Consider the following 21,882-nt stretch of genomic DNA (forward strand, 5'->3'; position numbering starts at 1 on the left):
TGCGGACGGACCCCCTGTTACGATCACGGCTTCGGACGGGAAGCGCCGGGAGGGGCCGCGCGGAACACGCGCGAACGAAGGCCACCCGTCCCCTGCCTGCACAGGCTTCGGAGGGGAACCACCTTGAACGGACACTCCCGCGTGCGCGCGCGCAGAGCGCTTGCCGCCGCGACGACCCTGGCCATCGCGGCCGGCCTCACCACCACACTGACCGCCCCGGCCCTCGCCGCCGAGATCCCGGCAGCGGCCGACGAGGCCGTGATCCCCGACCCGGGACGCGCCAGGCCGCGCGAGGAGAACCTGCTCCAGGCCGGGGCCACCGGCTACGTCCACCGGCAGGAGGGGACCACCGGCCTCCTCTGGACCGACGCCGCCTCCGGCACCACCACCACGCTCCCCGCGGCGGCCCAGAACGGCCACTCCGGCCTCTACGCCACCACCGGCGGCGGCGCGGTCACCGTGACCGACATCGCGAAGGGGACCACGACCACGATCTCCGTCCCCGCGGGCCGGAGCTGGTCCGGGGTCTACAGCGCCGACGGCATCGTCACCAGCACCCCCCAGGCCGACGGCACGTCCGTGGCGCTCACGCTGACGCGCTCCGTGGACGGCGGCATCGTCGAGACCCCCGTGACCGGCGTCCCGGAGGGCACGGGCGCGCTGAGCCGGGCCGGCACGACCGGCCAGGACGGCCGGGGCGCGATCCTCCGCTCCTCCGACGGCGCCGTGTTCTACCTCCACTACGCGACCGGCACGCTGACTCCGCTCCCCGCGGCCTTCAGGAACGCCTCGGTCCTCCGGCTCGCCCCGGACCACGTCCTGGCCTGGTCCACCGGCAGGGGCACGCTGTACACGGTCCCGCGAGCGGACGCCTCCGCGACGCCCGTGACCACCGACGTCCCGTCCCCGTCCGACCCCGCCGGCAAGGTGGAGTTCTCGGTCCTGGGCTCCCGCGTCCTCTTCGTCCGGCCCGCCGCGTTCTACGACAAGCGCGGCGTACTCGCCCAGAAGCTCCAGACCGTGCCCCTCGGCGGCGGCGCGACCACGGACCTGCTCCCGGCCGCGGCGGCCGGCCTCACCGTCGGCCCGGACGGCGGTGTCCTGGCCGTCGGCGGTACCGGCGCCGCCGACTGGGCGGTGCACCGGATCACCCTGGGCGAGGACGGCGCTCCCCGTACGGCCGCCGTGCGGGAGGTGCCACGGGTCCCCGTGACGTACAGCGGCCTGACGCTCGGCGGCGGCCAGCTGAGCTACCTGGCGGACTCGACGCCGGGAAGCGTGCCCGCCCTGTTCGACGTCGACACGAGCGCGACCGGCACCCCCTCGGCGTCCGCGCCGCGGCTGCGGTACCAGCCCTTCGGCACCCCGAACGGCCTTCGCTCGCTCGGGGACGGCAACGCGGTCTACGGGCAGAACAACTGGGTCGAGGCGCCCACGCACGACTCGTTCCGCTCCTCCGAACTGCCCGCCGCGAGCACCGTCGTGGACGCCGCGGGCCGCTACGTCCTGGCGAGGAACGGCGACACGACCTACGCCGTCGACCTGGACATCGACAACTCCAACGAGTCCGAACTCCGGCTCACCCTGGTCAAGTCCGCCGCCGCCCTGTGGGGCAGCCAGGTGTGGAAGCCCGCCCCGACCAAGGGCACGGTCAACGCCTACGACCTGGCGACGGGCACGACCTCGCCGGCGCTGAACATCGGCTCCGCGTGCGTCCCGTCCGAACTCCAGGCGGTCGGCCGCTGGCTGTACTGGGCGTGCGCGGCGGAGGCGAAGGCCGGGGTCTACGACCGGACGCTGAAGAAGAACGTCGCCGTCCCGGTGGGCGAGTCGCTGCTCGGCGACGGCTTCGTCGTCCGCCGGGACAGCGCGGCGCACAAGCTGCTCCTGACGAACGCCGCGACCGGCGTGACCACGGACTTCGCCACGGTCCCGGCCTGGACGGCCGCCGACCCGCGCGGGACCAGCTGGACCGTCGACAAGTTCGGCGCGAACGTCGCCTTCACCGACGCCCAGCGGAACATCCACGTCAAGCGCGTCCCGGTCGCCGCCCAGCCGCTCACGCTGCTCGACACGGGCCTGCTCCAGTACGACGGCGGCACCAGCAAGCTCCGCTGGCGCATGTCCCGATCGGTCGGGGCGTGGAGCGTCGAGATCAGGAACGCGGCCGGCAAGGCCGTCCGCACCTACCGCGGCACCGCCGGGAACGGCGCCGGCGTCGCCGTCGACTGGGACAGCCGCGACGACCTCGGCCGCGGTGTCGAGGACGGCACGTACACGTACGTCATGACCGCGCAGCCCGCGAACGGCGTCGGAGCCGCCGTGCGCGGCACCGGCACGGTCTGGGGGTTCGACGTCGGCCTCACCACCCTCCCCGGCACCTACACCCCCGTCACCCCCACCCGCCTCATGGACACCCGCTCCGGCCTCGGTGTCGCCAAGGCCAAGGTCGGCGCCGGGCAGTCCGTCTCCCTCAAGGTGACGGGCACCGGCGGGGTGCCGGCCGCGGGCGTGACGGCGGTGGTCCTGAACGTGACCGCGACCGGCGCCACCGCGAGCAGCCACGTCTCCGTCCACCCGTCCGGGACCCGCCGGACGTCCGCGTCCAACCTCAACTTCACGGCCGGCAGGACCGCCGCGAACCTGGTCACCGTGCCGGTCGTCGACGGCCGCGTGACGTTCTACAACCGGGCCGGTTCGGTCGACCTGCTCGCCGACGTCGCGGGCTACTACACCGCGGGGACGGCGGGTTCGGCGTACCAGCCGGTCACGCCGAAGCGGCTCATGGACACCCGTGACGGCACCGGCGTCCCGAAGGCCAAGCTCGCGGCGAACAGCACCGTCACCCTCCCGGTCACCGAGCCGGGCGCGACCGCCGTCGTCCTCAACGTGACCGCCACGAACCCGACCGCGACCAGCTTCGTCTCCGTCTACCCGTACGGGACGACCCGCACCGCCGCCTCGAACCTCAACTTCACGGCCCGTCAGACCGTCCCGAACCTGGTCGTCGTCCCCGTCAAGGACGGCAAGGTCACCTTCTACAACAAGTACGGCACCGTCGACCTCCTCGCCGACGTCGCCGGCTACTTCAAGAAGGACACCGGCTCCGTCTTCACCGGCATGCAGCCCAAGCGCCTCATGGACACCCGCGACGGCACCGGCGTCACCAAGGGCAAGGTGGGGGCCGGCCGGACCGTCAGCCTCGACGTGAACCCGGCGTACACGGCGGTCGTCCTCAACGTGACCGCCACCGGCCCGACCGCGACCGGCTTCGTCTCGGTCTACCCGTACGGGACGACCCGCACGGCCGCCTCGAACCTCAACTTCACGGCCGGCCAGACCATCCCGAATCTCGTGGTCGTCCCCGTCCACGACGGCAAGGTCACCTTCTACAACCACTCCGGCACCGTCGACCTCATCGCCGACATCGCCGGCTACTACACCAGCTGACAGCAGAACGACGTTCACGGCCCGGGACGGGCGCCGGAGGGGGCAGCGCGGAAGCCGCGCTCGCGGCGGCGCCCGTACCCGGACCTGACGAGCCCCGGAGGGGAACCCGCCTTGCAGCAGCACGTACGAGCGCGTACGCGGAAAGCGCTCGCCATCGCCACCACCCTCGGCCTCGCGGCCGGCCTGACCGCCGCGGTCACGGCCGTCCCGGCCTCGGCGGCACCGGCCGCCGGCACCGCGACGGACGAGGTCGTCATCCCCGACCCGGGGCGCGAGAGGCCCCGCCTGGACGTCCTGCTCCAGGCGGGAACGACCGGCTACGCCCACCGGCAGGAGGGCACCGAGGGCATCCTGTGGACGGACGCGGCCTCGGGTGCGACGAAGTCCCTGCCCTGGCAGGCGGAGTCCGGCCACTCCGGGCTCAGCGCCAAGGGGTCCGGTGACGCCGTCGAGATCACCGACCTCGCGACCGACCGCACGACCTCCGTCGGCGTGCCCCAGGGCCTGGCCTGGGTCGAGGCGTTCACCGCCGACACCGTGCTGGCCGGCCGGTACGACGCGGACCGGCTCAGCTCGCTCACGCTGCTCTCCGCCGGGGCCGGGGCAGCCGCCGAACGCCCCGTGACCGGCCTCCCGGCGGGCCTGGACGACCTGTACCTGGAGGTGCAGGACTCCGGAGGCGCGCTCTTCTCCGACCCCGTCGGCACCCGGGCGTTCTACCTCGACTTCGCGAGCGCCGCCCTCACCGAACTCCCGCCCGCGCTCTCCGGTCTCACCGACTACCGCCTCTCCCCGGCGCACCTCCTGGCCCGCAAGGGCGGCTCGGGCACGCTGGTCTCGGTACCCCGGGCGAACCCGGTCGCCCCGCCCATGACGACCGTCGTCGTACCGAACGGAGCCGGCCCGGTCACCGGCGACTTCGCCGTCCTCGGGGACTGGGTGCTCACCACCGCCTACGCCGGGCAGCGGCCGGCCCTCGGCGCGCCGCTCCGCGCGGTCCCGCTCGGCGGCGGCACCGCCGTGCAGCTGCTGCCCCACACGGCGGGCCGGATCGCCCCCGCCGGCGACGGCAGCCTCCGTACCGTCGGCGGCAGCGCTGCCACCGACTGGGCGGTGCACCGCCTCGCCCTCGGCACGGACGGCAAGCCCGCGCCCGACACGGTCCGCGCCGTGCCGGTGATGCCCCGGGGCGTCACCCGACTCGCGCTCGGCGGCGGCCGGTTGAGCTACCTGAGCCCCCGCGACGACACGACCGAGCTCCTCGACGTGGACGTCGCGGGATCCGCCACGCCGGCCGCCCCAGCGCTGCGGTACTCCTTCCACGCCCCGGTGAGCAGCATGGCGTCCCTCGGCGACGGCGACGCGGTGGCCCACTCGGGCGGCACGCTCGCCGCCCCCACCGGTCCCGGCTCCTACCGGACCTTCCCGCTGCCCGCGCAGAGCACCGTCGTGGACGCGGCGGGCCGCTACGCCGTGGCGACCGACGGGACGAAGACCTACGTCGGCGACCTCGACAGCGCCCGCGCGGACGCCTCGGCCGTCCTGCTCACCCTGACGGACTCCCCCGCCGCCGTGTGGGGCACCCAGGCATGGAAGCCCGCCACGACGACGGGCACGGTCAACGCGTACGACCTGAAGACGAAGGCCACCTCGGCGCCCGTCGACCTCGGCTCCGGCTGCCGGCCCACCGAGCTCCAGACCACGGACCGCTGGCTCTACTGGGCCTGCGGTGCCACCAAGGCCGGTGTCTACGACCGGACGCTGAAGAAGAGCGTCGCCGTGCCCACCGGCGAGGCGCTGCTCGGCGACGGCTTCCTCGTCCGCCACGAGGGCGACAGGCTGCGCCTGACGGACGCGGCCACCGGCACCACCACCGACTTCGCGGACCTGCCCGCCTCCGCGACGGGCTCCGGCCGCGGGACCGCCTGGACCGTGGACAAGTTCGGCGGCGACGTCGCGTTCGTCGACCCGGGGACGCAGGACATCCACGTCAAGCGGGTCGCGTCGGTACGCCCGCCGCTCGCGCTCGTCGAGTCCCGCGTGCCCTCCGGTCTGCCCTTCAGCGGCAAGGACACGGCCGAGCCGACGGCGGCCTGGACGCCCGTCTGGCGTTTCTCCAAGCCGGTCGGCTCCTGGAAGGTCTCCCTCCTGAAGGGCGACGGCGCGGTCGTGCGCACCTTCGAAGGGACGCGGGGCGACGGCGCCGCCGTCCGCGTGGACTGGGACGGCAAGGACGCGAAGGGCCGCGGCATCGAGTCCGGCCAGTACCGCTGGGAGCTGACCGCCCGCCCGCTGGACGGGGTCGGGCCCTCCCGGACCGCGTGGGGGGCGCTCCCCGTCACCGGCAGCTCCCTCACCACCCTCCCCGGCACCTACACCCCCGTCACCCCCACCCGCCTCATGGACACCCGCTCCGGCCTCGGCGTCCCGAAGGCCAAGCTGGGGGCCGACGGCACGGTCCTGCTGAAGGTGGCCGGCCAGGCGGGCGTGCCCGCCGAGGGGCTCAGCGCCGTGGTGCTGAACGTGACCGCGACCAACGCGACCGCGAGCGGCTTCGTCTCCGCGTACCCGCACGACACGCGGCGCACCTCCGCCTCGAACCTCAACCTCACGGCCGGCCGGACCAGCGCCAACCTGGTCACCGTGCCCGTCGTCGACGGCTGGGTCGAGTTCTACAACCGCGCCGGTTCGGTCGACCTGCTCGCCGACATCGCGGGCTACTACACCGAGGGCACGAGCAGTTCCACCTACCAGCCGGTGACGCCGAAGCGGCTCATGGACACCCGTAACGGCACCGGCGTGGCCAAGGCGAAGGTCGCCGCGAACGGCACCGTCACCCTGCCGGTCACCGAGCCGGGCGCGACGGCCGTCGTCCTCAACGTGACCGCGACCAACCCGACGGCCACCGGCTTCGTCTCGGTCCACCCGTACGGGACGCCCCGCACGGCCGCCTCGAACCTCAACTTCGTCGCCGGCCAGACCGTCCCGAACCTCGTCGTCGTCCCGGTCAAGGACGGCAGGATCACCTTCTACAACAAGAGCGGCACCGTCGACCTCCTCGCCGACGTCGCCGGCTACTTCAAGCAGGGCACCGGCTCCGTCTTCACCGGCATGCAGCCCAAGCGCCTCATGGACACCCGTGACGGCACCGGCGTCGCCAAGGGGAGGATCGGGGCCGGCAAGACGGTGAACCTGCCGGTCGGGTACAAGTACACCGCCGTCGTCCTCAACGTGACCGCGACCGGCCCGACGGCCGACGGCTTCGTCTCCGTGTACCCGTACGGGACGACCCGCACGGCCGCCTCGAACCTCAACTTCGTCGCCGGCCAGACCGTCCCGAACCTCGTCGTCGTGCCGGTGCGGGAAGGCAAGGTCACCTTCTACAACCACTCCGGCACCGTCGACCTCATCGCCGACATCGCCGGCTACTACACCGGCTGACGGCGGCGGCACACCCCCGCGGGGCCTCATGATGGGCGGCATGAACACGAGCCAGTCGCCCTTCGTCGAGGCCCTGCGGTCGTCCCGGGTCTGGGACACCGCGCTGCCCGCCTTCGCGCCCGACTCCGCGCCCGCCGAGCCGCTGCCGCTCTTCCACGAGTGGTTCGTCGCCGCCGTCGCGGCCGGGGCCGTGGAGCCGCACACCATGGCGCTGTCGACCGTCGGCGCGGACGGGCGGCCGGACGCGCGGATCGTGATGCTGCACGACGCCGACGCGCGCGGCTGGCACTTCGCCTCGCACGCGGGCAGCGCCAAGGGGCGGCAGCTCGCCGCGCGGCCCGAGGCGGCGCTCACCTTCTACTGGCCGGTCCAGGGCCGCCAGGTCCGGGTCCGGGGCCGGGTGTCCACCGGGACGCCCGAGGAGGCGTACGCCGACCTCCACGCCCGCACCCCCGGCGCCCTCGCCTCCGCGCTCGTGGGGCACCAGAGCGAGGTGCTGGACGCGACGCGGACCCTCGCCGAGGCGAGCGCCGCCGCCTGGGAGCGGGCGCTGCGGGAGCCGGCGGCCGACGCGCCGAGCTGGACCCTGTACGTGGTCGAGCCGGCCGAGGTGGAGTTCTTCCAGGGCGACGAGCGGCGCCGGCACGTCCGGCTCCGGTACCGGCGGACGCCGGGCGGCGGCTGGGAGCGGGAGCTGCTCTGGCCCTGACGGGACCTCAGCCCCCGTACATCTCCTCGATCTCCCGGCCGAAGTCCCGCAGGACCGCCCTCCGCTTGAGCTTCAGGGACGGTGTCAGGTGTCCGCCGGCCTGCGTCCACTCCCTCGTCAGGATCCGGAAGTCCCGGATCGACTCGGCCCGCGACACCAGCCGGTTGGCCTCGTCGACGGCGCGCTGGACGAGGGCGGTCAGCTCCTCGTCGCGGGCCAGCTCCCACAGCGCGAGGTGGTCCTTGTGCCGCATGTGCCGCCAGTGGAGCAGCCCGTCGTGGTCGAGGGTGATGAGCGCGGTGACGTACGGGCGGTCGTCGCCGAGGACCATGCACTGGGCGACGAGGGGGTGGGCGCGCAGCCAGTCCTCCAGCGGGGCGGGGGCGACGTTCTTGCCGGCGGAGGTGACGATGATGTCCTTCTTGCGGCCGGTGATCCGCAGATGGCCCTCCTCGTCGAGGGCGCCCAGGTCGCCGGTGGGGAACCAGCCCTCGTCCGTGTAGGGAAGGGCGACGCCGCGCCGGGCGTCCCAGTAGCCGGCGAAGACGTGGCCGCCCTTGAGCCAGACCTCGCCGTCGTCGGCGATCCGCACGGCGGTGCCGGGCAGCGGGCGGCCCACCGTGCCGGGGCGCGGTCCGCCGAGCGGGGTGACGGTGGCGGCGGCGGCGGTCTCCGTCAGGCCGTACCCCTCGTAGACCTCGATGCCCGCCCCGGCGAAGAACTCGGCGAGCCGCGCGCCGAGCGCCGAGCCGCCGGAGATGACGTGCCGGACGCGTCCGCCGAGCGCGGCCCGGATGCGCCGGTAGACGAGCGGCTCGTAGAGGGCGCGGGCGGCGCGCAGGCCGAGCGAGGGGCGGAGCGCGTGGCCGTAGCGTTCGGCGACGCGGGCGGCGCGGTCGAAGGAGGCGGCGCGGCCGGCGCGTTCGGCGGTGGCGCGGGCGGTGTGGAAGACCTTCTCCAGGACGTACGGGATGGCGAGGAGGAAGGTCGGCCGGAAGGCGGCCAGGTCGGCGAGGAGTTCGTCGCTCTCCGCGGACGGGGTGTGCCCGACCTTCACGCGGGCGCGGACGCAGCCGATGGCGACCATGCGGCCGAAGACGTGGGAGAGCGGGAGGAAGAGGAGGGTCGAGGCGGGTTCCTCGCTGAGCGCCTTGAAGACGGGGTGGAGCAGGCCGACGGCGTTGTCGACCTCGGTGAGGAAGTTGCCGTGGGTCAGCGCGCAGCCCTTGGGGCGGCCGGTGGTGCCCGAGGTGTAGACGAGGGTGGCGAGGGTCTCGGGGGTGAGCAGCCCGCGGCGGGCGGTGACGGCCTCGTCGGGCACGTGCGCGCCGGCCTTGCGCAGCTGGTCGACGGCGCCGGTGTCGAGCACCCAGAGCTGTGCCAGCGCGGGCAGTTGGCGCCGTTCGGCGGAGACCAGGCGCGCCTGGGCCGGGTCCTCGACGACGCAGGCGGCGGCGCCGGAGTCCTGGAGGATCCAGCGGGTCTGGTACGCGGAGGAGGTGGGGTGGAGCGGGACGGTGATGAGTCCCGCGGCCCAGGCCGCGAAGTCGATGAGGGTCCACTCGTAGCGGGTGCGGGCCATCAGGGCGAGCCGGTCGCCGGGCCGCAGCCCTTGGGCGATGAGCCCCTTGGCGACGGAGTGCACCTCGGCCGCGAAGGTGGCGGCGGTGACGTCGGCCCAGCCGCCGTCGGCCCGTTTGCGGGCGAAGAGCACGGCCGTCGGCTCCTCCCGGGCGGTGCTGTACGGGAGGTCGGCGAGCGAGCCGCGCCGTACGGGCGGCACGAGCGCGGGTACGGACGCCTCGCGCACGGTCCCGTCGACGCGGACCAGAGCGGGCGGTGCCGTGCCGCGGAGGGGCGGCGACTCGGAGACGGGCACGTGCGGCTCCTCGGGCGTCGAGAACCGGACAGTAACCTTACTTCCGAGTAAATCTAGGGTGCGGCAAGGGATTTGGACAGATCCGCGCGCGCCTCGTTCGGCCCGGGAACGCCGAAAGGGCGGCGCGCTCCGGCGGTGTCGCCGGGGTGCGCCGCCCTGGGGCGGTGACCCGTTGCCGTCACGGCGGCCGCCGCTACCGGGGGTCCTGGTTGAACTTCGACGTCGACCAGAAGTAGCCGAGGACCGCGAGGCCGACGCACCAGGCGACCGCCAGCCAGCCGTCGGAGCCGATCTCGGTGCCGAGCAGCAGCCCGCGCAGGGTCTCGATGGCCGGGGTGAAGGGCTGGTACTCGGCGATCGGCTGGAACCAGCCGGGCATCGACTCGACCGGCGTGAACGCGCTGGACAGCAGCGGCAGCAGGATCAGCGGCATCGCGTTGTTGCTCGCGGCCTCGGCGTTCGGGCTGACCAGGCCCATGCCGACCGCGATCCAGGTGAGCGCCAGGGAGAAGAGCACGAGCAGTCCGAAGGCGGCCAGCCACTCCAGGACGGTGGCGTCGGTGGAGCGGAAGCCGATCGCGACGGCGACGGCGCCGACCAGGACGACGCTGGCGACCGACTGGAGCACGCTGCCGACGACGTGTCCGACGAGCACCGACGGGCGGTGGATGGCCATGGTGCGGAAGCGGGCGATGATGCCCTCGGTCATGTCGTTGGAGACCGAGACCGCGGTCCCGATCGTGGTGCTGCCGATGGTCATCAGGAGCAGGCCCGGGACGAGGTACGCGATGTACGCGGCGCGGTCCGGGACGCCGCCGCCGAGGCCCGCGCTCATCGTGTCGCCGAAGATGTAGACGAAGAGCAGCAGGAGCATGATCGGGGTGAGCAGCAGGTTCAGCGTCAGCGACGGGTAGCGGCGCGCGTGCAGCAGGTTGCGGCGCAGCATCGTGGCCGAGTCGCGCACGGCGAGGGAGAGGGAGCTCATCGGACGTCCTCCTTGGACGGGGCGGGGCGGGCGAGGCGGTACGGGCGGTGCGGGCTGGGCGGTGCGGGCTGGGCGGTGCGGGCTGGGAGGGGGTGCCCGTCGGCCGGTCAGGCCGAGCGGTCGCTCTGGGCCGGCAGCGTGGCGCCGGGGCCGGATCCGGGGCCGGTCAGGGCGAAGAACACGTCGTCGAGGTCCGGGGTGTGCACGGTCAGTTCGGCGGCCTCGACGCCGGCCGAGTCCAGCCGGTCGAGCAGCTCGCGCAGGGCGCGCTGACTGCCGTCGCTGGGCGCCTGGAGGGTGAGCGACTCGTCGTCCGGCAGGACCTCGCCGAGGGCGAGGGCGGCGGCCCGGTAGGCGGCCGGGTCGGTGAAGCGCAGCCGGACGTGTCCGCCGGGGACGATCCGCTTCAGCTCCTCGGCGGTGCCCTCGGCCGCGATCCGGCCGTCGTTGAGCACGGCGATCCGGTCGGCGAGCTGGTCGGCCTCCTCCAGGTACTGGGTGGTGAGGAAGACCGTCACGCCCTCGGCGACCAGGCCGCGGATGATCTGCCACATGGTGTGCCGGGAGCGCGGGTCGAGGCCGGTGGTCGGCTCGTCGAGGAAGATGATCCGCGGGCCGCCGACCAGCGTCATCGCGATGTCCAGCCGCCGCTTCATGCCGCCGGAGTACGTGGAGGCGGGCTTCTTCGCCGCGTCCGTGAGGTCGAAGCGCTCCAGGAGCTCCGCGGCGACCCGCCGGCCCTCGCGCCGGGACAGGTGGTGCAGGTCGGCCATGAGGAGCATGTTCTCCTCGCCGGTGATCAGCCCGTCGACGGCGGAGAACTGTCCGGTGACGCCGATCGAGGCGCGCACCTTCTGCGGGTCGGACGCGAGATCGTGGCCGCCGATCCGGATGCCGCCGGTGCCCGCGTCGGCGGAGACCAGGGTGGAGAGGATCTTCACGGCGGTGGTCTTGCCGGCCCCGTTCGGGCCGAGCAGCGAGAAGACGGTGCCTTCGGGGACGGCCAGGTCGATGCCGTCGAGGACCAGCTTGTCCCCGTAGGACTTGCGCAGCCCGTGCGCCGCGATGGCGAGGTCGGTGGAACCGGTCATGAGAGGTGCTCCTTCACGCTGCTGCCGGGTGGGCGGGATGGGGAGTGCGGTGGGGGTGGGGGTGGGCGCCGGTGTCGGGGTCGGCGCCTGCGTCGGGGTCAGAGGCTGCGGGCGGTGATGTCGCCGTACGCGGTGGTGGCGCGGAGGTTCAGCTCGGCGGCGGCGCCCTCGGCGTTGCGGAGCGCGTTGTCGACGCGGCCGTAGCCGGTGCCGGCGACGAGGGTGGCGGAGACCCCGGGGGCCGTGCCGATCTCGATGTCGCCCTTCTCGGTGCGCAGTTCGACCGCGCCGCGCAGGGCCTCGGCGACCTTGATGTCGCCCTGCCGGGTGCGGAGCTCGGCCGGGCCGTTCAGGCGGCCGACCGTGATGGCCCCGTCCTGGACGCCGATCCGGGCGCTCGCGGCCTCGTCCAGCGTGACCGGGCCCTGCGCGGTCTCCAGGACGACGTCGCCGAGCGGTCCGGCGCCGCGCAGCTCGCCCGCGGCGACCTTGGCCTCGACGCGGGAGCCGGCCGGGAGCCGGACCTCGACCTCGACCTCGCCGGAGCTGCCGAGGAGCTGGTGCTCGGCCTCGGGGGCGGCGATCCGCAGCACTCCGTCGGCGAAGGCGACCTCGATCCGCTCGGCGGCCTTCACGTCGCGGCCCTTGGCGGCGTTCGCGGGGCGGATGTCGACGGTGGCGTCCTGCCGGTCGGCCGCGACGAGCCGGACGCGGCCGGCGGGGATGTTCAGGACGGTGGTGACGGGGGTGGTGGTGGCGAAGTTCTGCATGACGTTCTCCTGTGACTCTCGACCGCTCCGTCGGCGTTTCCGACATTGGAAAAGCTACGTTGCGTTCGAGATCTCATCAACATCTTCGTTGCGTGCAGATCAGATAATCCCAGGTCACAGCAGTAAAATCGTTGCAACGGAGATGGATTTAACGCAACGTCAGCAGCCCTTGACGTTGCAATGGATGTGGAGTGAACGCTATGCTGGCCAGGTCAGGCAGCAGGAAAAGGGCACACAGAGGGAGACCGCGATGCCGGGAGGCAGACTCACCCAGCAGGAACGTCAGCAGATCGCGCTGGGACTGGGCGACGGCCTCGCCTACGCGGAGATCGCCAGGCGCCTCGACCGCCCGACCTCGACCGTCACGCGCGAGGTCATGCGCAACGGAGGCCCCACCTCCTACCGCTCCGACCTCGCCCAGCGCGCCACCGAGCGCCGCACCCACCAGCGCCGGCAGACCACGCCCCGGGGGCGCGGGGCGGCGCCGCAGACCCACGGGCGCGACCCCGAGGCCGTACGGGAGTACGAGGAGACGTTCACGACCCTCCTCATCGCGCAGGGCCTGCCCAAGATGATGGCCCGGGTCCTGATGGCCCTCTACACCAGCGACTCGGGCAGCCTCACCGCCTCCGAACTGGCCCAGCACCTCCAGGTCAGCCCGGCGTCCGTCTCCAAGGCCATCACCTTCCTCGACGGCCAGGGCCTCGTCCGCCGGGAGCGCGACGAACGCCGCCGCGAGCGCTACACCGCCGACAACGACGTCTGGTACCAGGGCACGATCGCGGGCGCCCGGGCCAACCTCCAGCTCGCCGAGACGGCCCGTCAGGGCATCGGCGTCCTCGGCCCCGACACCCCGGCCGCCGCCCGCCTGGAGACCATCGCCCGCTTCGTCGACTTCATCGGCGAGAGCCTGATGCGGGCCGCCGAGCAGGCCCGCGACATCCTCTACTCGACGCCGGGCACGGGAACGGGAACGGACGCGGACGCAGACGGGACGGCCCCGGCGGACACGAAGGCCGACACGAAGCCGGACACGAAGCCCGACGCGAAGCCGGATCCCGAGCGCGCGTAGCCGGAAAAGCCGTGAGGCCCATGCCCCCCTCCTCGGGGGCATGGGCCTCACGGCCGCGGTGCGGTGGGGCGTCAGGCCGCGACGGCGACCTTCGGCTCGGGCGCGCCGGCGTCGACCAGGTCGTCGACCGGGGAGGCCGAGGCCGACTCGTACGCGGCGAGGTCGAGGATCTTCTCGCGGGAGGCCACGAGGACCGGGACCAGGGCCTGGCCGGCGACGTTGGTGGCCGTGCGCATCATGTCGAGGATCGGGTCGATGGCCATCAGGAGGCCGACGCCCTCCAGCGGGAGGCCGAGGGTGGAGAGGGTCAGGGTCAGCATGACCGTCGCGCCGGTGAGGCCGGCGGTGGCCGCCGAGCCGATGACCGAGACGAACGCGATCAGCAGGTACTCCTTGATGCCCAGCTGCACGTCGAAGATCTGCGCGATGAAGATCGCGGCGAGCGCCGGGTAGATCGCGGCGCAGCCGTCCATCTTCGTGGTGGCGCCGAACGGCACGGAGAAGGAGGCGTACTCCTTCGGGACGCCGAGGCGCTCGGTGACGCGCTGGGTGACCGGCATGGTGCCGACGGAGGAGCGGGAGACGAAAGCCAGCTGGATGGCGGGCCAGGCGCCCTTGTAGAACTGCAGCGGGTTCAGCTTGGCGACGGTCGCGAGGAGCAGCGGGTAGACGCCGAAGAGGACCAGGGCGCAGCCGATGTAGACGTCGGCGGTGAACGTGGCGTACTTGCCGAGCAGGTCCCAGCCGTAGTTCACGATGGCCTTGCCGATGAGGCCGGCGGTGCCGATCGGGGCGAGCCGGATGACCCACCACAGGGCCTTCTGCAGCAGCTCCAGGACCGACTCGGAGAGCGAGAGGATCGGCTGGGCCTTCTCGCCGAGCTTCAGGGCGGCGATGCCGGCGACGGCGGCCATGAAGACGATCTGGAGGACGTTCAGCTCGGTGAACGGGGTGATGACGTCCGTCGGGATGATGCCGGTCAGGAAGTCGATCCAGCTGCCCTGGTGCTCGGGCAGCTTGCCGTCCTTCGGCGTGAGGCCGGTGCCGGCGCCGGGGTTGGTCAGCAGGCCGATCGCGAGGCCGATGCCGACCGCGATCAGCGAGGTGATCATGAACCAGATCAGGGTCTGGGCGGCCAGCCGGGCCGCGTTGTTCACCTTGCGGAGGTTGGTGATCGACACCAGGATCGCGAAGAAGACGAGCGGGGCGACGGCCAGCTTGAGCAGCTGGACGAAGATGCCGCCGACCTGGGTCAGGGTCTCCTTCAGCCAGCCGATGTCCTGGCTGCGGGCGAGCCAGCCGAGCAGGACGCCGATGACGAGACCGGCGACGATCTGGGCCCAGAACGGGACCTTGGGTATGCGGGACTTCGCCACGGGCACGGACGAGGACGCGGACACGGACACACTCCAGCGGTGCGTATCGGGAAATACGGGACGGGGGTGCGGCACCCGCGCTCGAAACGCGGACCGCTGCATGATGCCGGGGTCGGACCTAGCGGCAACAGACCGCGGACATACAGCGGCACAGATCGACATGCAGGCGCGCGACGAGCGGGGTGCTCGCGGCATCGGGGAGGCGCACTGCTGTCTTCATGTCGAACACGTTAACACTTGAACTTTGAGATCCTCAAAGGTGTTCTTTGGGGTGAGACGCCTTCGAAACGCAGAAAACCCCAGACAGGAGCCTTGGAAGCTCCCGCCCGGGGCGGTGATGTGAGGTAACTTACGCGGCGTTTATGCCGTTCAGACCGCGTCCTCGGCGGAGCGGTTCGCGTCGAGCCGGCCCTTGGCGCGGTCGACCTTGTCGACGATCTGGACGCTCATCGCGTCCCGCTCCTTGCGCAGCAGCACGAAGCTGAGCGGCGCGGAGATGACCACCGAGAGCAGCAGGACCCACAGCAGGTTGGAGTCGCCGAGGCCTCGCGGCAGCACGCCGACGTAGACCAGGCCCCACAGTGCGAGGAAGCTGCCGGCGAAGATGCCGAGGCGCATCAGGGTGTAGCGGAGCATGTCTGTTCCCTCCCATACCGGACGAGCGTCCCTCCAGTGAAGCACGGGGAGGGACGCTCGTCGGGACCGGGGTCGTGGCGGCGGTCAGATCAGCCAGCGGTGCTCGCGGACCAGGCGCTGCTGGGCCCACCAGCCGCCGAGACCGTAGTAGCTTCCGGCGCCGGTGGCGGCGGTGATGAGCAGCACCAGGGCGATCATCCAGTGGCTGTCCATGAAGGGGTTGGCGTCGGGCCAGAGGGTGACCATCCACATGAAGCCCATCATCAGCGTTCCCGAGACGGCGGCGATCCGCATCCCGATGCCGAGCATCATGGCGAGGCCGACGCCGAGCAGGCCGAGCATGAAGAGGGTGTCGAGCCACCAGGTACCGGCGACCGAGTCGAACATGTGGGCGAAGGGGCCCTTGGTGCCGTGCAGCAGGAAGCCCTCGGTGGGGTGCCCGCCGTTGATCCAGGCGCCGGCCGACGGGGTCGACCTGCCGAGGCCGAAGGCCTTGTCCAGGAACGGCCACAGGAAGAAGAAGCCGACGAGGACGCGCGAGGCGCCGAGCAGGGCGCGGGTGGCGCCCGAGCGGACGAGCACGTCGTCCTGGCTTCCGGGTCGGCCGGCGGTGCTGCGGAGGGTGTGACGTTCCGGCGTGTGGACAGCCATGGCGACAACCTTCTTCCCTGGTCAGGAGCCCGGGATCGGAGCTCGTGAATACATTCACAAACTACTCCGGCCCTTATCCCGGACCGACGGCCGAAGGTCCCGATCCGGACGTCCGAAGGTCGGAACTCCTTGAGCGCTCTACCAAGTAAGGGATAGATTCGGCCCATGACCCTTACCTTTGAGCTGGATCCGCCCGTCGGCCCCGCACTGCGCGACGGCGTGCTCGACCTCTGGGCGGACGTGTCCAACGCGGGCGGCGCCGTCGGCTTCGTACCGCCCGTGACCCGCGAGGAGATCCGGCCCGCCCTCCTCACCCACCTGGTGGGGATGGCCCGGGGGGACACCCGGCTGCTGGTCGGCCGCGACGGCACCGGCCGGGTCGCCGCCACCGCCTTCTTCACGTACAACAGCCACCCCCTGATGACGCACTGGGTGTGGCTGTACACGGTGATGGTGCACCCCCGGCACCAGGGCAAGGGGTACGGGCTGGAGCTGATGGCCGCCGTCGAGCGCGCCGCGCGGACCGCCGAGGGCTTCGAGGGGATCGAGGCGGTCCGGCTCACCTGCCGGGGCGGCACCGGCGTCGACGCCTTCTACGCGCGGGCCGGCTACAAGGAGGTCGGCCGCGTCCCGGCCGCCGTCCGGGTGTCCCCGGGCGACGACCGCGACGAGATCGTCATGCTGCTGCCGCTCACCTAGGAGGCGGCGGCAGCGGCGGGCGACGACCGGTCAGAAGCGCATCAGCTGCGGGGTCTCGCGCCGCTCCGCGTCCGGGCCCGGGTACTCGCGGATGATCTCGTAGCGCGTGTTGCGCTCGACCGGCTTGAAACCGGCGTCCCGGATGAGCTCCAGCAGGTCCTCGCGGCCCAGCTTGTTCGGGGTGCCGTAGTTGTCGGCGTCGTGCGTGATCTTGTACTCGACGACCGAGCCGTCCATGTCGTCCGCGCCGTGCTGGAGCGCCAGCTGCGCGGTCTGGACGCCGTGCATCACCCAGAAGACCTTGACGTGCGGGACGTTGTCGAAGAGCAGCCGGGAGACGGCGAAGGTCTTCAGGGCCTCGGCGCCGGTCGCCATCGTCGTCCGCGCCTGGAGCTTGTTGCGGACCTTGCCGTCCTTCATGTCCACGAAGTCGTGCTGGTAGCGCAGCGGGATGAAGACCTGGAAGCCGCCGGTCTCGTCCTGGAGCTCCCGCAGCCGGAGCACGTGGTCCACGCGGTGGCGCGGCTCCTCGATGTGCCCGTACAGCATCGTGGCCGGGGTCTTCAGGCCCTTCTCGTGCGCGAGCCGGTGGATCCGGGACCAGTCCTCCCAGTGGGTGGCGTGGTCCACGATGTGCTGCCGGACCTCCCAGTCGAAGATCTCGGCGCCGCCGCCGGTCAGGGACTCCAGACCGGCCTCGATCAGCTCGTCGAGGATCTCGGAGGCCGACAGGCCCGAGATGGTCTCGAAGTGGTGGATCTCGGTGGCGGTGAAGGCCTTCAGCGAGACGTTCGGCAGCGCCTTCTTCAGCTCGGAGAGCGAGCGCGGGTAGTAGCGCCAGGGCAGGTTGGGGTGCAGCCCGTTGACGATGTGCAGCTCGGTGAGGTTCTCGTTCTCCATCGCCTTCGCGAGGCGCACGGCCTCCTCGATGCGCATGGTGTACGCGTCCTTCTCGCCCGGCTTGCGCTGGAAGGAGCAGTAGGCGCAGGAGGCGGTGCACACGTTCGTCATGTTCAGATGACGGTTCACGTTGAAGTGCACCACGTCGCCGTTCTTGCGGGTCCGGACCTCGTGGGCCAGTCCGCCGAGCCAGGCGAGGTCGTCCGATCCGTACAGGGCGATGCCGTCCTCACGGCTCAGCCGCTCGCCGGCGAGGACCTTCTGCTCCAGCTCCCGCTTGAGCCCCGCGTCCATACGGATGCCTCCTCTTTCTCCGAAATCAGGCCTGCCAACCGTACTCCCCCGCCTTTCGGGCGGGAGGGGCCCCCATGCCGCTTCGCGTCAGCCCTCCTCGGGCAGATCCCCGACCCGGTTCTCCCACTTGGTGGAGAGCACGATCGTCGTACGGGTCCGCGACACGCCCTTGGTCCCGCTGAGCCGACGGATCGTCTTCTCCAGGCCGTCCACGTCGTCGGAGCGGACCTTGAGCATGAAGGAGTCGTCGCCGGCGATGAACCAGCAGTCCTCGATCTCGGCCAGGTCCTTCAGCCGGCGGGCCACGTCCTCGTGGTCGGCGGCGTCGGAGAGCGAGATGCCGATGAGGGCGGTGACGCCGAGGCCGAGCGAGGCGGCGTCGACGGTGGCGCGGTAACCGGTGATGACCCCGGCCGCCTCAAGTCGGTTGATGCGGTCGGTGACGGAGGGGCCGGAGAGCCCGACGAGCCGGCCGAGCTCGGCGTACGAGGCCCTGCCGTTCTCGCGCAGAGCCTGGATGAGCTGCCTGTCCACGGCGTCCATAGGTATGAAGCCTTCCATTGTCCAGCGATACCGCGAGTTTAGGTATAGAATCTAAGGTACACAGGGGCGACACCCTGTGAATCTTTCAGCAGATCAAAGACGATCTTTCAGGAGTGGTGTTCACCGTGTACACGATCGAGATGGCCTACGCCCGTATGCGCGAGCTGCAGGAAATGGCCAACCGCTCGCGTGCCCACCAGTCGACCCCCGCCTCGAAGCGCGCCGCGAAGAAGCGCGCCAAGAAGCGCTAATCAGCAGGTCGGAGGGCGCCACCTAGCTCTCCCTCCCAACGGCGGTACAGCACGTGCGGCACACCTGCCGCGTCGAGCACCCGCCCGGCGACGAAGTCCACCAGATCCTGGATGTGCGTCGCCCCCGCGTAGAACGCCGGAGAGGCGGGCAGCACCACTGCGCCCGCCTCGTCCAGCGCCACCATGTGCTTGAGGGTCTGTCCGTTCAGCGGGGTCTCCCGCACCGCGACGACCAGCGGACGCCGCTCCTTGAGCGTGACGCTCGCCACCCGCTGCAGCAGGTCCTTCGAAAGCCCGAGCGCGACCCCCGCCACTGCGGCCGTCGACGCCGGCACGATCAGCATCCCCTTCACGGCGTACGAGCCGGAGGACGGCCCCGCGGCCAGATCCCCGGCCGGCCAGTACCGCACGTCGTCCAGCCCGCCCGACACGTCGAAGGTGTCCGGCTTCCCGTCGGCCCCCCGCGCCAGCCAGACCGCCAGGTCCTCGCGCCAGTGCGCGTCCCGGAACGCGATCCCCGTCTCGTCGAGCAGCGTCAGCCGCGAGGCCCGCGACACCACCAGATCGACGCTCTCCCCGGCCGCGAGCAGTCCCCGCAGCACAGCGGCGGCGTACGGCGTCCCCGACGCCCCCGACACCCCGACGACCCACGGACGACGCTGCTCTTCGTTCACCTGCTCCACGCCGACGAGCCTATCCGGCCCCTACAGGGACAGCCCGCGCACCAGCAGGTCCAGCAGCGCGCACAGGAACAGGCAGACGCCGATGAAGCCGTTGGTGGTGAAGAAGGCCCGGTTCAGCCGCGACAGGTCGTGCGGCTTCACGATCGAGTGCTCGTAGCAGAAGGCCGCCGCCACGATCACCAGACCGGCCCAGAAGAACATGCCCGCGTCCGTCGCCAGCGCGTACCAGACCAGCAGGCCCGTGGTCACCACGGCCGAGGCGCGGGCACCCCACAGGGCGGCCGGGACGCCGAAGCGCGCCGGGACGGACATCACGCCGTGCGCACGGTCCGCCTGCACGTCCTGACAGGCGAAGATCAGGTCGAAGCCGCCGATCCAGATGCCCACCGCGAGACCCAGGATCACCGCGTCCCAGGACCACTCGCCACTGACCGCGAGCCACGCCCCGATCGGGCCGATCGACTGGGCCAGGCCCAGGATCGCGTGCGGGAAGTTGGTGAACCGCTTGCCGTACGGATAGACCACCATCGGGATCACGGCGAGCGGCGCGAGCGCCAGGCAGAGCGGGTTCAGCAGCGCCGCGGCGCCGAGGAAGACGACGACGGCGACACCGGCGCCGGTCCACGCCGAACGCACCGAGACCGCGCCCGTGACCAGCTCGCGCTGCGCGGTGCGCGGGTTACGGGCGTCGATCTCGCGGTCGATGATCCGGTTGCAGGCCATCGCGAAGGTGCGCAGCCCGACCATGCAGACCGTCACCAGGAACAGGGTCCACCAGTGGATCTCCTTGTCCAGCTGGTACATGGCGGTCAGCGAGGCGATGTACGCGAAGGGCAGCGCGAAGACCGAGTGCTCGATCATCACCAGCCGCAGGAACGCTTTCGTCCGTCCCGGCTGCGCGCCGGGCACCGCGGCCGTGGTCACAGCCCGTACTCCTTCCAGCGGCGGTCCACCAGGGCCGCCGTCGCCGGGTCCGACTCGACCATGTCGGGCCAGCCGCCGTCGCGCGTGTAGCCCTCCTCGGGCAGCTTCTTCGTCGCGTCGATGCCGGCCTTGCCGCCCCAGAACTGCTGGTACGAGGCGTGGTCCAGGTGGTCGACGGGGCCTTCGACGACCGTGAGGTCACGGGCGTAGTCGGTGTTGCCGAGCGCCCGCCAGGACACCTCGTGCAGGTCGTGCACGTCGCAGTCCTTGTCGACCACGATGATCAGCTTGGTCAGCGACATCATGTGCGCGCCCCAGATGGCGTGCATCACCTTCTGCGCGTGCTTCGGGTACTTCTTGTCGATCGAGACGATCGCGCAGTTGTGGAAGCCGCCCGACTCCGGCAGGTGGTAGTCGACGATGTCCGGGACGATGATCTTCAGGAGCGGCAGGAAGAACCGCTCGGTCGCCCGGCCCAGCGGGCCGTCCTCGGTCGGCGGGCGACCGACCACGATCGACTGGAGCAGCGGGCGCTTCCGCATGGTGATGCAGTCGATCTTCAGCGCGGGGAACGGCTCCTGCGGCGTGTAGAAGCCGGTGTGGTCGCCGAACGGGCCCTCCGGGAGCATCTCGCCCGGCTCCAGCCAGCCCTCGATCACGACCTCCGCCTGCGCGGGGACCTGGAGCGGGACGGTCTTGCAGTCGACCATCTCGATCCGCTTGCCCTGCACGAAACCGGCGAACAGGTACTCGTCGATGTCGCCCGGCAGCGGCGCCGTAGAGGCGTACGTCACGGCCGGCGGGCAGCCGAAGGCGATGGCGACCGGCAGCCGCTCGCCCTTCGCGGCGGCGACCGCGTAGTGGTTGCGGCTGTCCTTGTGGATCTGCCAGTGCATGCCGATGGTGCGCCGGTCGTGCCGCTGGAGGCGGTAGAGGCCCAGGTTGCGGACCCCGGTCTCGGGGTGCTTGGTGTGGGTGAGGCCCAGGTTGAAGAAGGAGCCGCCGTCCTTGGGCCAGGTGAACAGCGCCGGCAGCAGGTCGAGGTCGACGTCGTCGCCGGTCAGGACCACCTCCTGCACGGGGGCGTCCTTCACCTTCCTCGGCGGCACGTGGACCATCGAGCCCAGCTTCCCGAAGGCCTCGCGGACCCCGACGAAGCCGTGCGGGAGTTCGGGCTTGAGCAGCCCGCCGATCTTCTCGGAGATCTCCTCGTACGACTTGAGGCCGAGGGCCTTGAGCAGCCGGCGGTCCGTGCCGAAGACGTTCATCGCGAGCGGCATGGCGGAGCCCTTCACGTTCTCGAAGAGCAACGCCGGGCCTCCCGCCTTGTTCACGCGGTCGACGATCTCCCCGACCTCCAGGTACGGGTCGACTTCGGCCTTGATGCGCTTGAGGTCGCCCTCGCGCTCCAGCGCCCTGAGCAGCGAGCGGAGATCGTCGTAAGCCATACGGGCAAGTATCGGTCACCGGCTACGCTGGCCGTGTCACCGGGGCCGTCGAAACGCGCTCCCGCCGCTGCTTCCAGGGG

18 protein-coding genes are annotated in these 21,882 nt (G+C 71.8%); 6 read left to right on the forward strand and 12 right to left on the reverse strand.

Annotated elements, in window-relative coordinates:
- Positions 1 to 141 precede the first annotated feature (141 nt).
- The 3 genes from AB0Q96_RS14725 (at position 142) to AB0Q96_RS14735 (ending at position 7,600) form a co-directional block, all read left to right on the forward strand.
- Positions 142 to 3,450, forward strand: a complete 3,309-nt coding sequence (locus AB0Q96_RS14725) for a FlgD immunoglobulin-like domain containing protein (RefSeq protein WP_365325274.1) — start codon at positions 142 to 144, stop codon at positions 3,448 to 3,450.
- 111 nt (positions 3,451 to 3,561) lie between these two features.
- Positions 3,562 to 6,891 (forward strand): hypothetical protein, encoded by a 3,330-nt coding sequence (locus tag AB0Q96_RS14730; RefSeq protein WP_365325276.1) that lies wholly within the window; start codon positions 3,562 to 3,564, stop codon positions 6,889 to 6,891.
- Positions 6,892 to 6,931: 40 nt separating this feature from the next.
- Positions 6,932 to 7,600, forward strand: a complete 669-nt coding sequence (locus tag AB0Q96_RS14735; RefSeq protein WP_365325277.1) for a pyridoxal 5'-phosphate synthase — start codon at positions 6,932 to 6,934, stop codon at positions 7,598 to 7,600.
- 7 nt (positions 7,601 to 7,607) lie between these two features.
- Here the strand turns inward: AB0Q96_RS14735 and AB0Q96_RS14740 are convergent, their stop codons facing one another.
- From AB0Q96_RS14740 to AB0Q96_RS14755, 4 genes are all read right to left on the reverse strand, one after another.
- Positions 7,608 to 9,431, reverse strand: a complete 1,824-nt coding sequence (locus tag AB0Q96_RS14740; RefSeq protein WP_365325430.1) for an AMP-dependent synthetase/ligase — start codon at positions 9,429 to 9,431, stop codon at positions 7,608 to 7,610.
- Between the two features lie 241 nt (positions 9,432 to 9,672).
- Positions 9,673 to 10,464 (reverse strand): ABC transporter permease, encoded by a 792-nt coding sequence (locus AB0Q96_RS14745; protein WP_365325279.1) that lies wholly within the window; start codon positions 10,462 to 10,464, stop codon positions 9,673 to 9,675.
- 107 nt (positions 10,465 to 10,571) lie between these two features.
- Positions 10,572 to 11,555 carry an ATP-binding cassette domain-containing protein gene (locus AB0Q96_RS14750; RefSeq protein WP_365325281.1) on the reverse strand — a complete coding sequence of 328 codons (984 nt, stop codon included), beginning with the start codon at positions 11,553 to 11,555 and terminating at the stop codon, positions 10,572 to 10,574.
- A 98-nt stretch (positions 11,556 to 11,653) separates the two neighbouring features.
- Complete coding sequence (locus tag AB0Q96_RS14755; RefSeq protein ID WP_365325283.1) at positions 11,654 to 12,325, reverse strand: DUF4097 family beta strand repeat-containing protein; 672 nt, start codon at positions 12,323 to 12,325, stop codon at positions 11,654 to 11,656.
- Between the two features lie 250 nt (positions 12,326 to 12,575).
- On the opposite strand from AB0Q96_RS14755, the gene AB0Q96_RS14760 reads away from it, so the two are divergent.
- Entirely contained in the window at positions 12,576 to 13,397 is an 822-nt protein-coding gene (locus AB0Q96_RS14760; protein ID WP_365325285.1) for a helix-turn-helix domain-containing protein, read from the forward strand.
- A gap of 71 nt (positions 13,398 to 13,468) precedes the next feature.
- Here the strand turns inward: AB0Q96_RS14760 and AB0Q96_RS14765 are convergent, their stop codons facing one another.
- The 3 genes from AB0Q96_RS14765 to AB0Q96_RS14775 all read right to left on the reverse strand — a co-directional run bounded on the left by AB0Q96_RS14765 (position 13,469) and on the right by AB0Q96_RS14775 (position 16,060).
- The gene (locus AB0Q96_RS14765) at positions 13,469 to 14,797 is read right to left on the reverse strand and encodes a dicarboxylate/amino acid:cation symporter (protein ID WP_365325287.1); all 1,329 of its coding nucleotides are present in this window, start codon (positions 14,795 to 14,797) and stop codon (positions 13,469 to 13,471) included.
- 345 nt (positions 14,798 to 15,142) lie between these two features.
- A complete protein-coding gene (locus tag AB0Q96_RS14770) occupies positions 15,143 to 15,409 on the reverse strand; it encodes a DUF4229 domain-containing protein (RefSeq protein WP_365325289.1) in 267 nt (88 codons plus the stop codon).
- Between the two features lie 84 nt (positions 15,410 to 15,493).
- Positions 15,494 to 16,060 (reverse strand): hypothetical protein, encoded by a 567-nt coding sequence (locus AB0Q96_RS14775; RefSeq protein WP_365325291.1) that lies wholly within the window; start codon positions 16,058 to 16,060, stop codon positions 15,494 to 15,496.
- Positions 16,061 to 16,225: 165 nt separating this feature from the next.
- On the opposite strand from AB0Q96_RS14775, the gene AB0Q96_RS14780 reads away from it, so the two are divergent.
- Positions 16,226 to 16,759 (forward strand): GNAT family N-acetyltransferase, encoded by a 534-nt coding sequence (locus tag AB0Q96_RS14780; RefSeq protein ID WP_365325293.1) that lies wholly within the window; start codon positions 16,226 to 16,228, stop codon positions 16,757 to 16,759.
- A gap of 30 nt (positions 16,760 to 16,789) precedes the next feature.
- Here AB0Q96_RS14780 and mqnE read toward each other — a convergent pair whose 3' ends face one another.
- Positions 16,790 to 17,953, reverse strand: a complete 1,164-nt coding sequence (mqnE, locus tag AB0Q96_RS14785) for an aminofutalosine synthase MqnE (protein WP_365325295.1) — start codon at positions 17,951 to 17,953, stop codon at positions 16,790 to 16,792.
- 87 nt (positions 17,954 to 18,040) lie between these two features.
- Positions 18,041 to 18,496: an Lrp/AsnC family transcriptional regulator gene (locus AB0Q96_RS14790; protein ID WP_132915199.1), complete on the reverse strand. Its 456-nt coding sequence runs from the start codon at positions 18,494 to 18,496 to the stop codon at positions 18,041 to 18,043.
- Between the two features lie 125 nt (positions 18,497 to 18,621).
- Here AB0Q96_RS14790 and AB0Q96_RS14795 point away from each other — a divergent pair, with 125 nt between their 5' ends.
- Positions 18,622 to 18,747, forward strand: a complete 126-nt coding sequence (locus AB0Q96_RS14795; RefSeq protein ID WP_361172156.1) for a hypothetical protein — start codon at positions 18,622 to 18,624, stop codon at positions 18,745 to 18,747.
- On the opposite strand, the gene AB0Q96_RS14800 is transcribed toward AB0Q96_RS14795, so the two are convergent.
- From AB0Q96_RS14800 to AB0Q96_RS14810, 3 genes are read right to left on the reverse strand one after another with little or no spacing between them, the layout of a single operon-like run.
- Positions 18,744 to 19,421 (reverse strand): UbiX family flavin prenyltransferase, encoded by a 678-nt coding sequence (locus tag AB0Q96_RS14800; protein WP_365325432.1) that lies wholly within the window; start codon positions 19,419 to 19,421, stop codon positions 18,744 to 18,746. The two genes, AB0Q96_RS14795 and AB0Q96_RS14800, sit on opposite strands and share 4 nt — an antisense overlap.
- 30 nt (positions 19,422 to 19,451) lie before the next feature.
- Positions 19,452 to 20,354, reverse strand: a complete 903-nt coding sequence (mqnP, locus tag AB0Q96_RS14805; protein ID WP_365325297.1) for a menaquinone biosynthesis prenyltransferase MqnP — start codon at positions 20,352 to 20,354, stop codon at positions 19,452 to 19,454.
- Positions 20,351 to 21,802 (reverse strand): menaquinone biosynthesis decarboxylase, encoded by a 1,452-nt coding sequence (locus AB0Q96_RS14810; RefSeq protein WP_365325299.1) that lies wholly within the window; start codon positions 21,800 to 21,802, stop codon positions 20,351 to 20,353. The genes mqnP and AB0Q96_RS14810 overlap by 4 nt, the downstream gene beginning before the upstream one ends.
- Positions 21,803 to 21,882: the final 80 nt, after the last annotated feature.

Origin of the sequence: Streptomyces sp. NPDC093111 (assembly GCF_040683955.1) — a bacterium.
Lineage (GTDB): Bacteria > Actinomycetota > Actinomycetes > Streptomycetales > Streptomycetaceae > Streptomyces.

What these genes read in the sequence shown, in the direction of transcription:
- AB0Q96_RS14735 (WP_365325277.1), top strand. Translation starts at nt 6,932, where the DNA reads ATGAACACGAGCCAGTCGCCCTTCGTCGAGGCCCTGCGGTCGTCCCGG.
- AB0Q96_RS14745 (WP_365325279.1), bottom strand. Translation starts at nt 10,464, where the DNA reads ATGAGCTCCCTCTCCCTCGCCGTGCGCGACTCGGCCACGATGCTGCGC.
- AB0Q96_RS14750 (WP_365325281.1), bottom strand. Translation starts at nt 11,555, where the DNA reads ATGACCGGTTCCACCGACCTCGCCATCGCGGCGCACGGGCTGCGCAAG.
- AB0Q96_RS14755 (WP_365325283.1), bottom strand. Translation starts at nt 12,325, where the DNA reads ATGCAGAACTTCGCCACCACCACCCCCGTCACCACCGTCCTGAACATC.
- AB0Q96_RS14760 (WP_365325285.1), top strand. Translation starts at nt 12,576, where the DNA reads ATGCCGGGAGGCAGACTCACCCAGCAGGAACGTCAGCAGATCGCGCTG.
- AB0Q96_RS14770 (WP_365325289.1), bottom strand. Translation starts at nt 15,409, where the DNA reads ATGCTCCGCTACACCCTGATGCGCCTCGGCATCTTCGCCGGCAGCTTC.
- AB0Q96_RS14775 (WP_365325291.1), bottom strand. Translation starts at nt 16,060, where the DNA reads ATGGCTGTCCACACGCCGGAACGTCACACCCTCCGCAGCACCGCCGGC.
- AB0Q96_RS14780 (WP_365325293.1), top strand. Translation starts at nt 16,226, where the DNA reads ATGACCCTTACCTTTGAGCTGGATCCGCCCGTCGGCCCCGCACTGCGC.
- mqnE (WP_365325295.1), bottom strand. Translation starts at nt 17,953, where the DNA reads ATGGACGCGGGGCTCAAGCGGGAGCTGGAGCAGAAGGTCCTCGCCGGC.
- AB0Q96_RS14790 (WP_132915199.1), bottom strand. Translation starts at nt 18,496, where the DNA reads ATGGACGCCGTGGACAGGCAGCTCATCCAGGCTCTGCGCGAGAACGGC.
- AB0Q96_RS14810 (WP_365325299.1), bottom strand. Translation starts at nt 21,802, where the DNA reads ATGGCTTACGACGATCTCCGCTCGCTGCTCAGGGCGCTGGAGCGCGAG.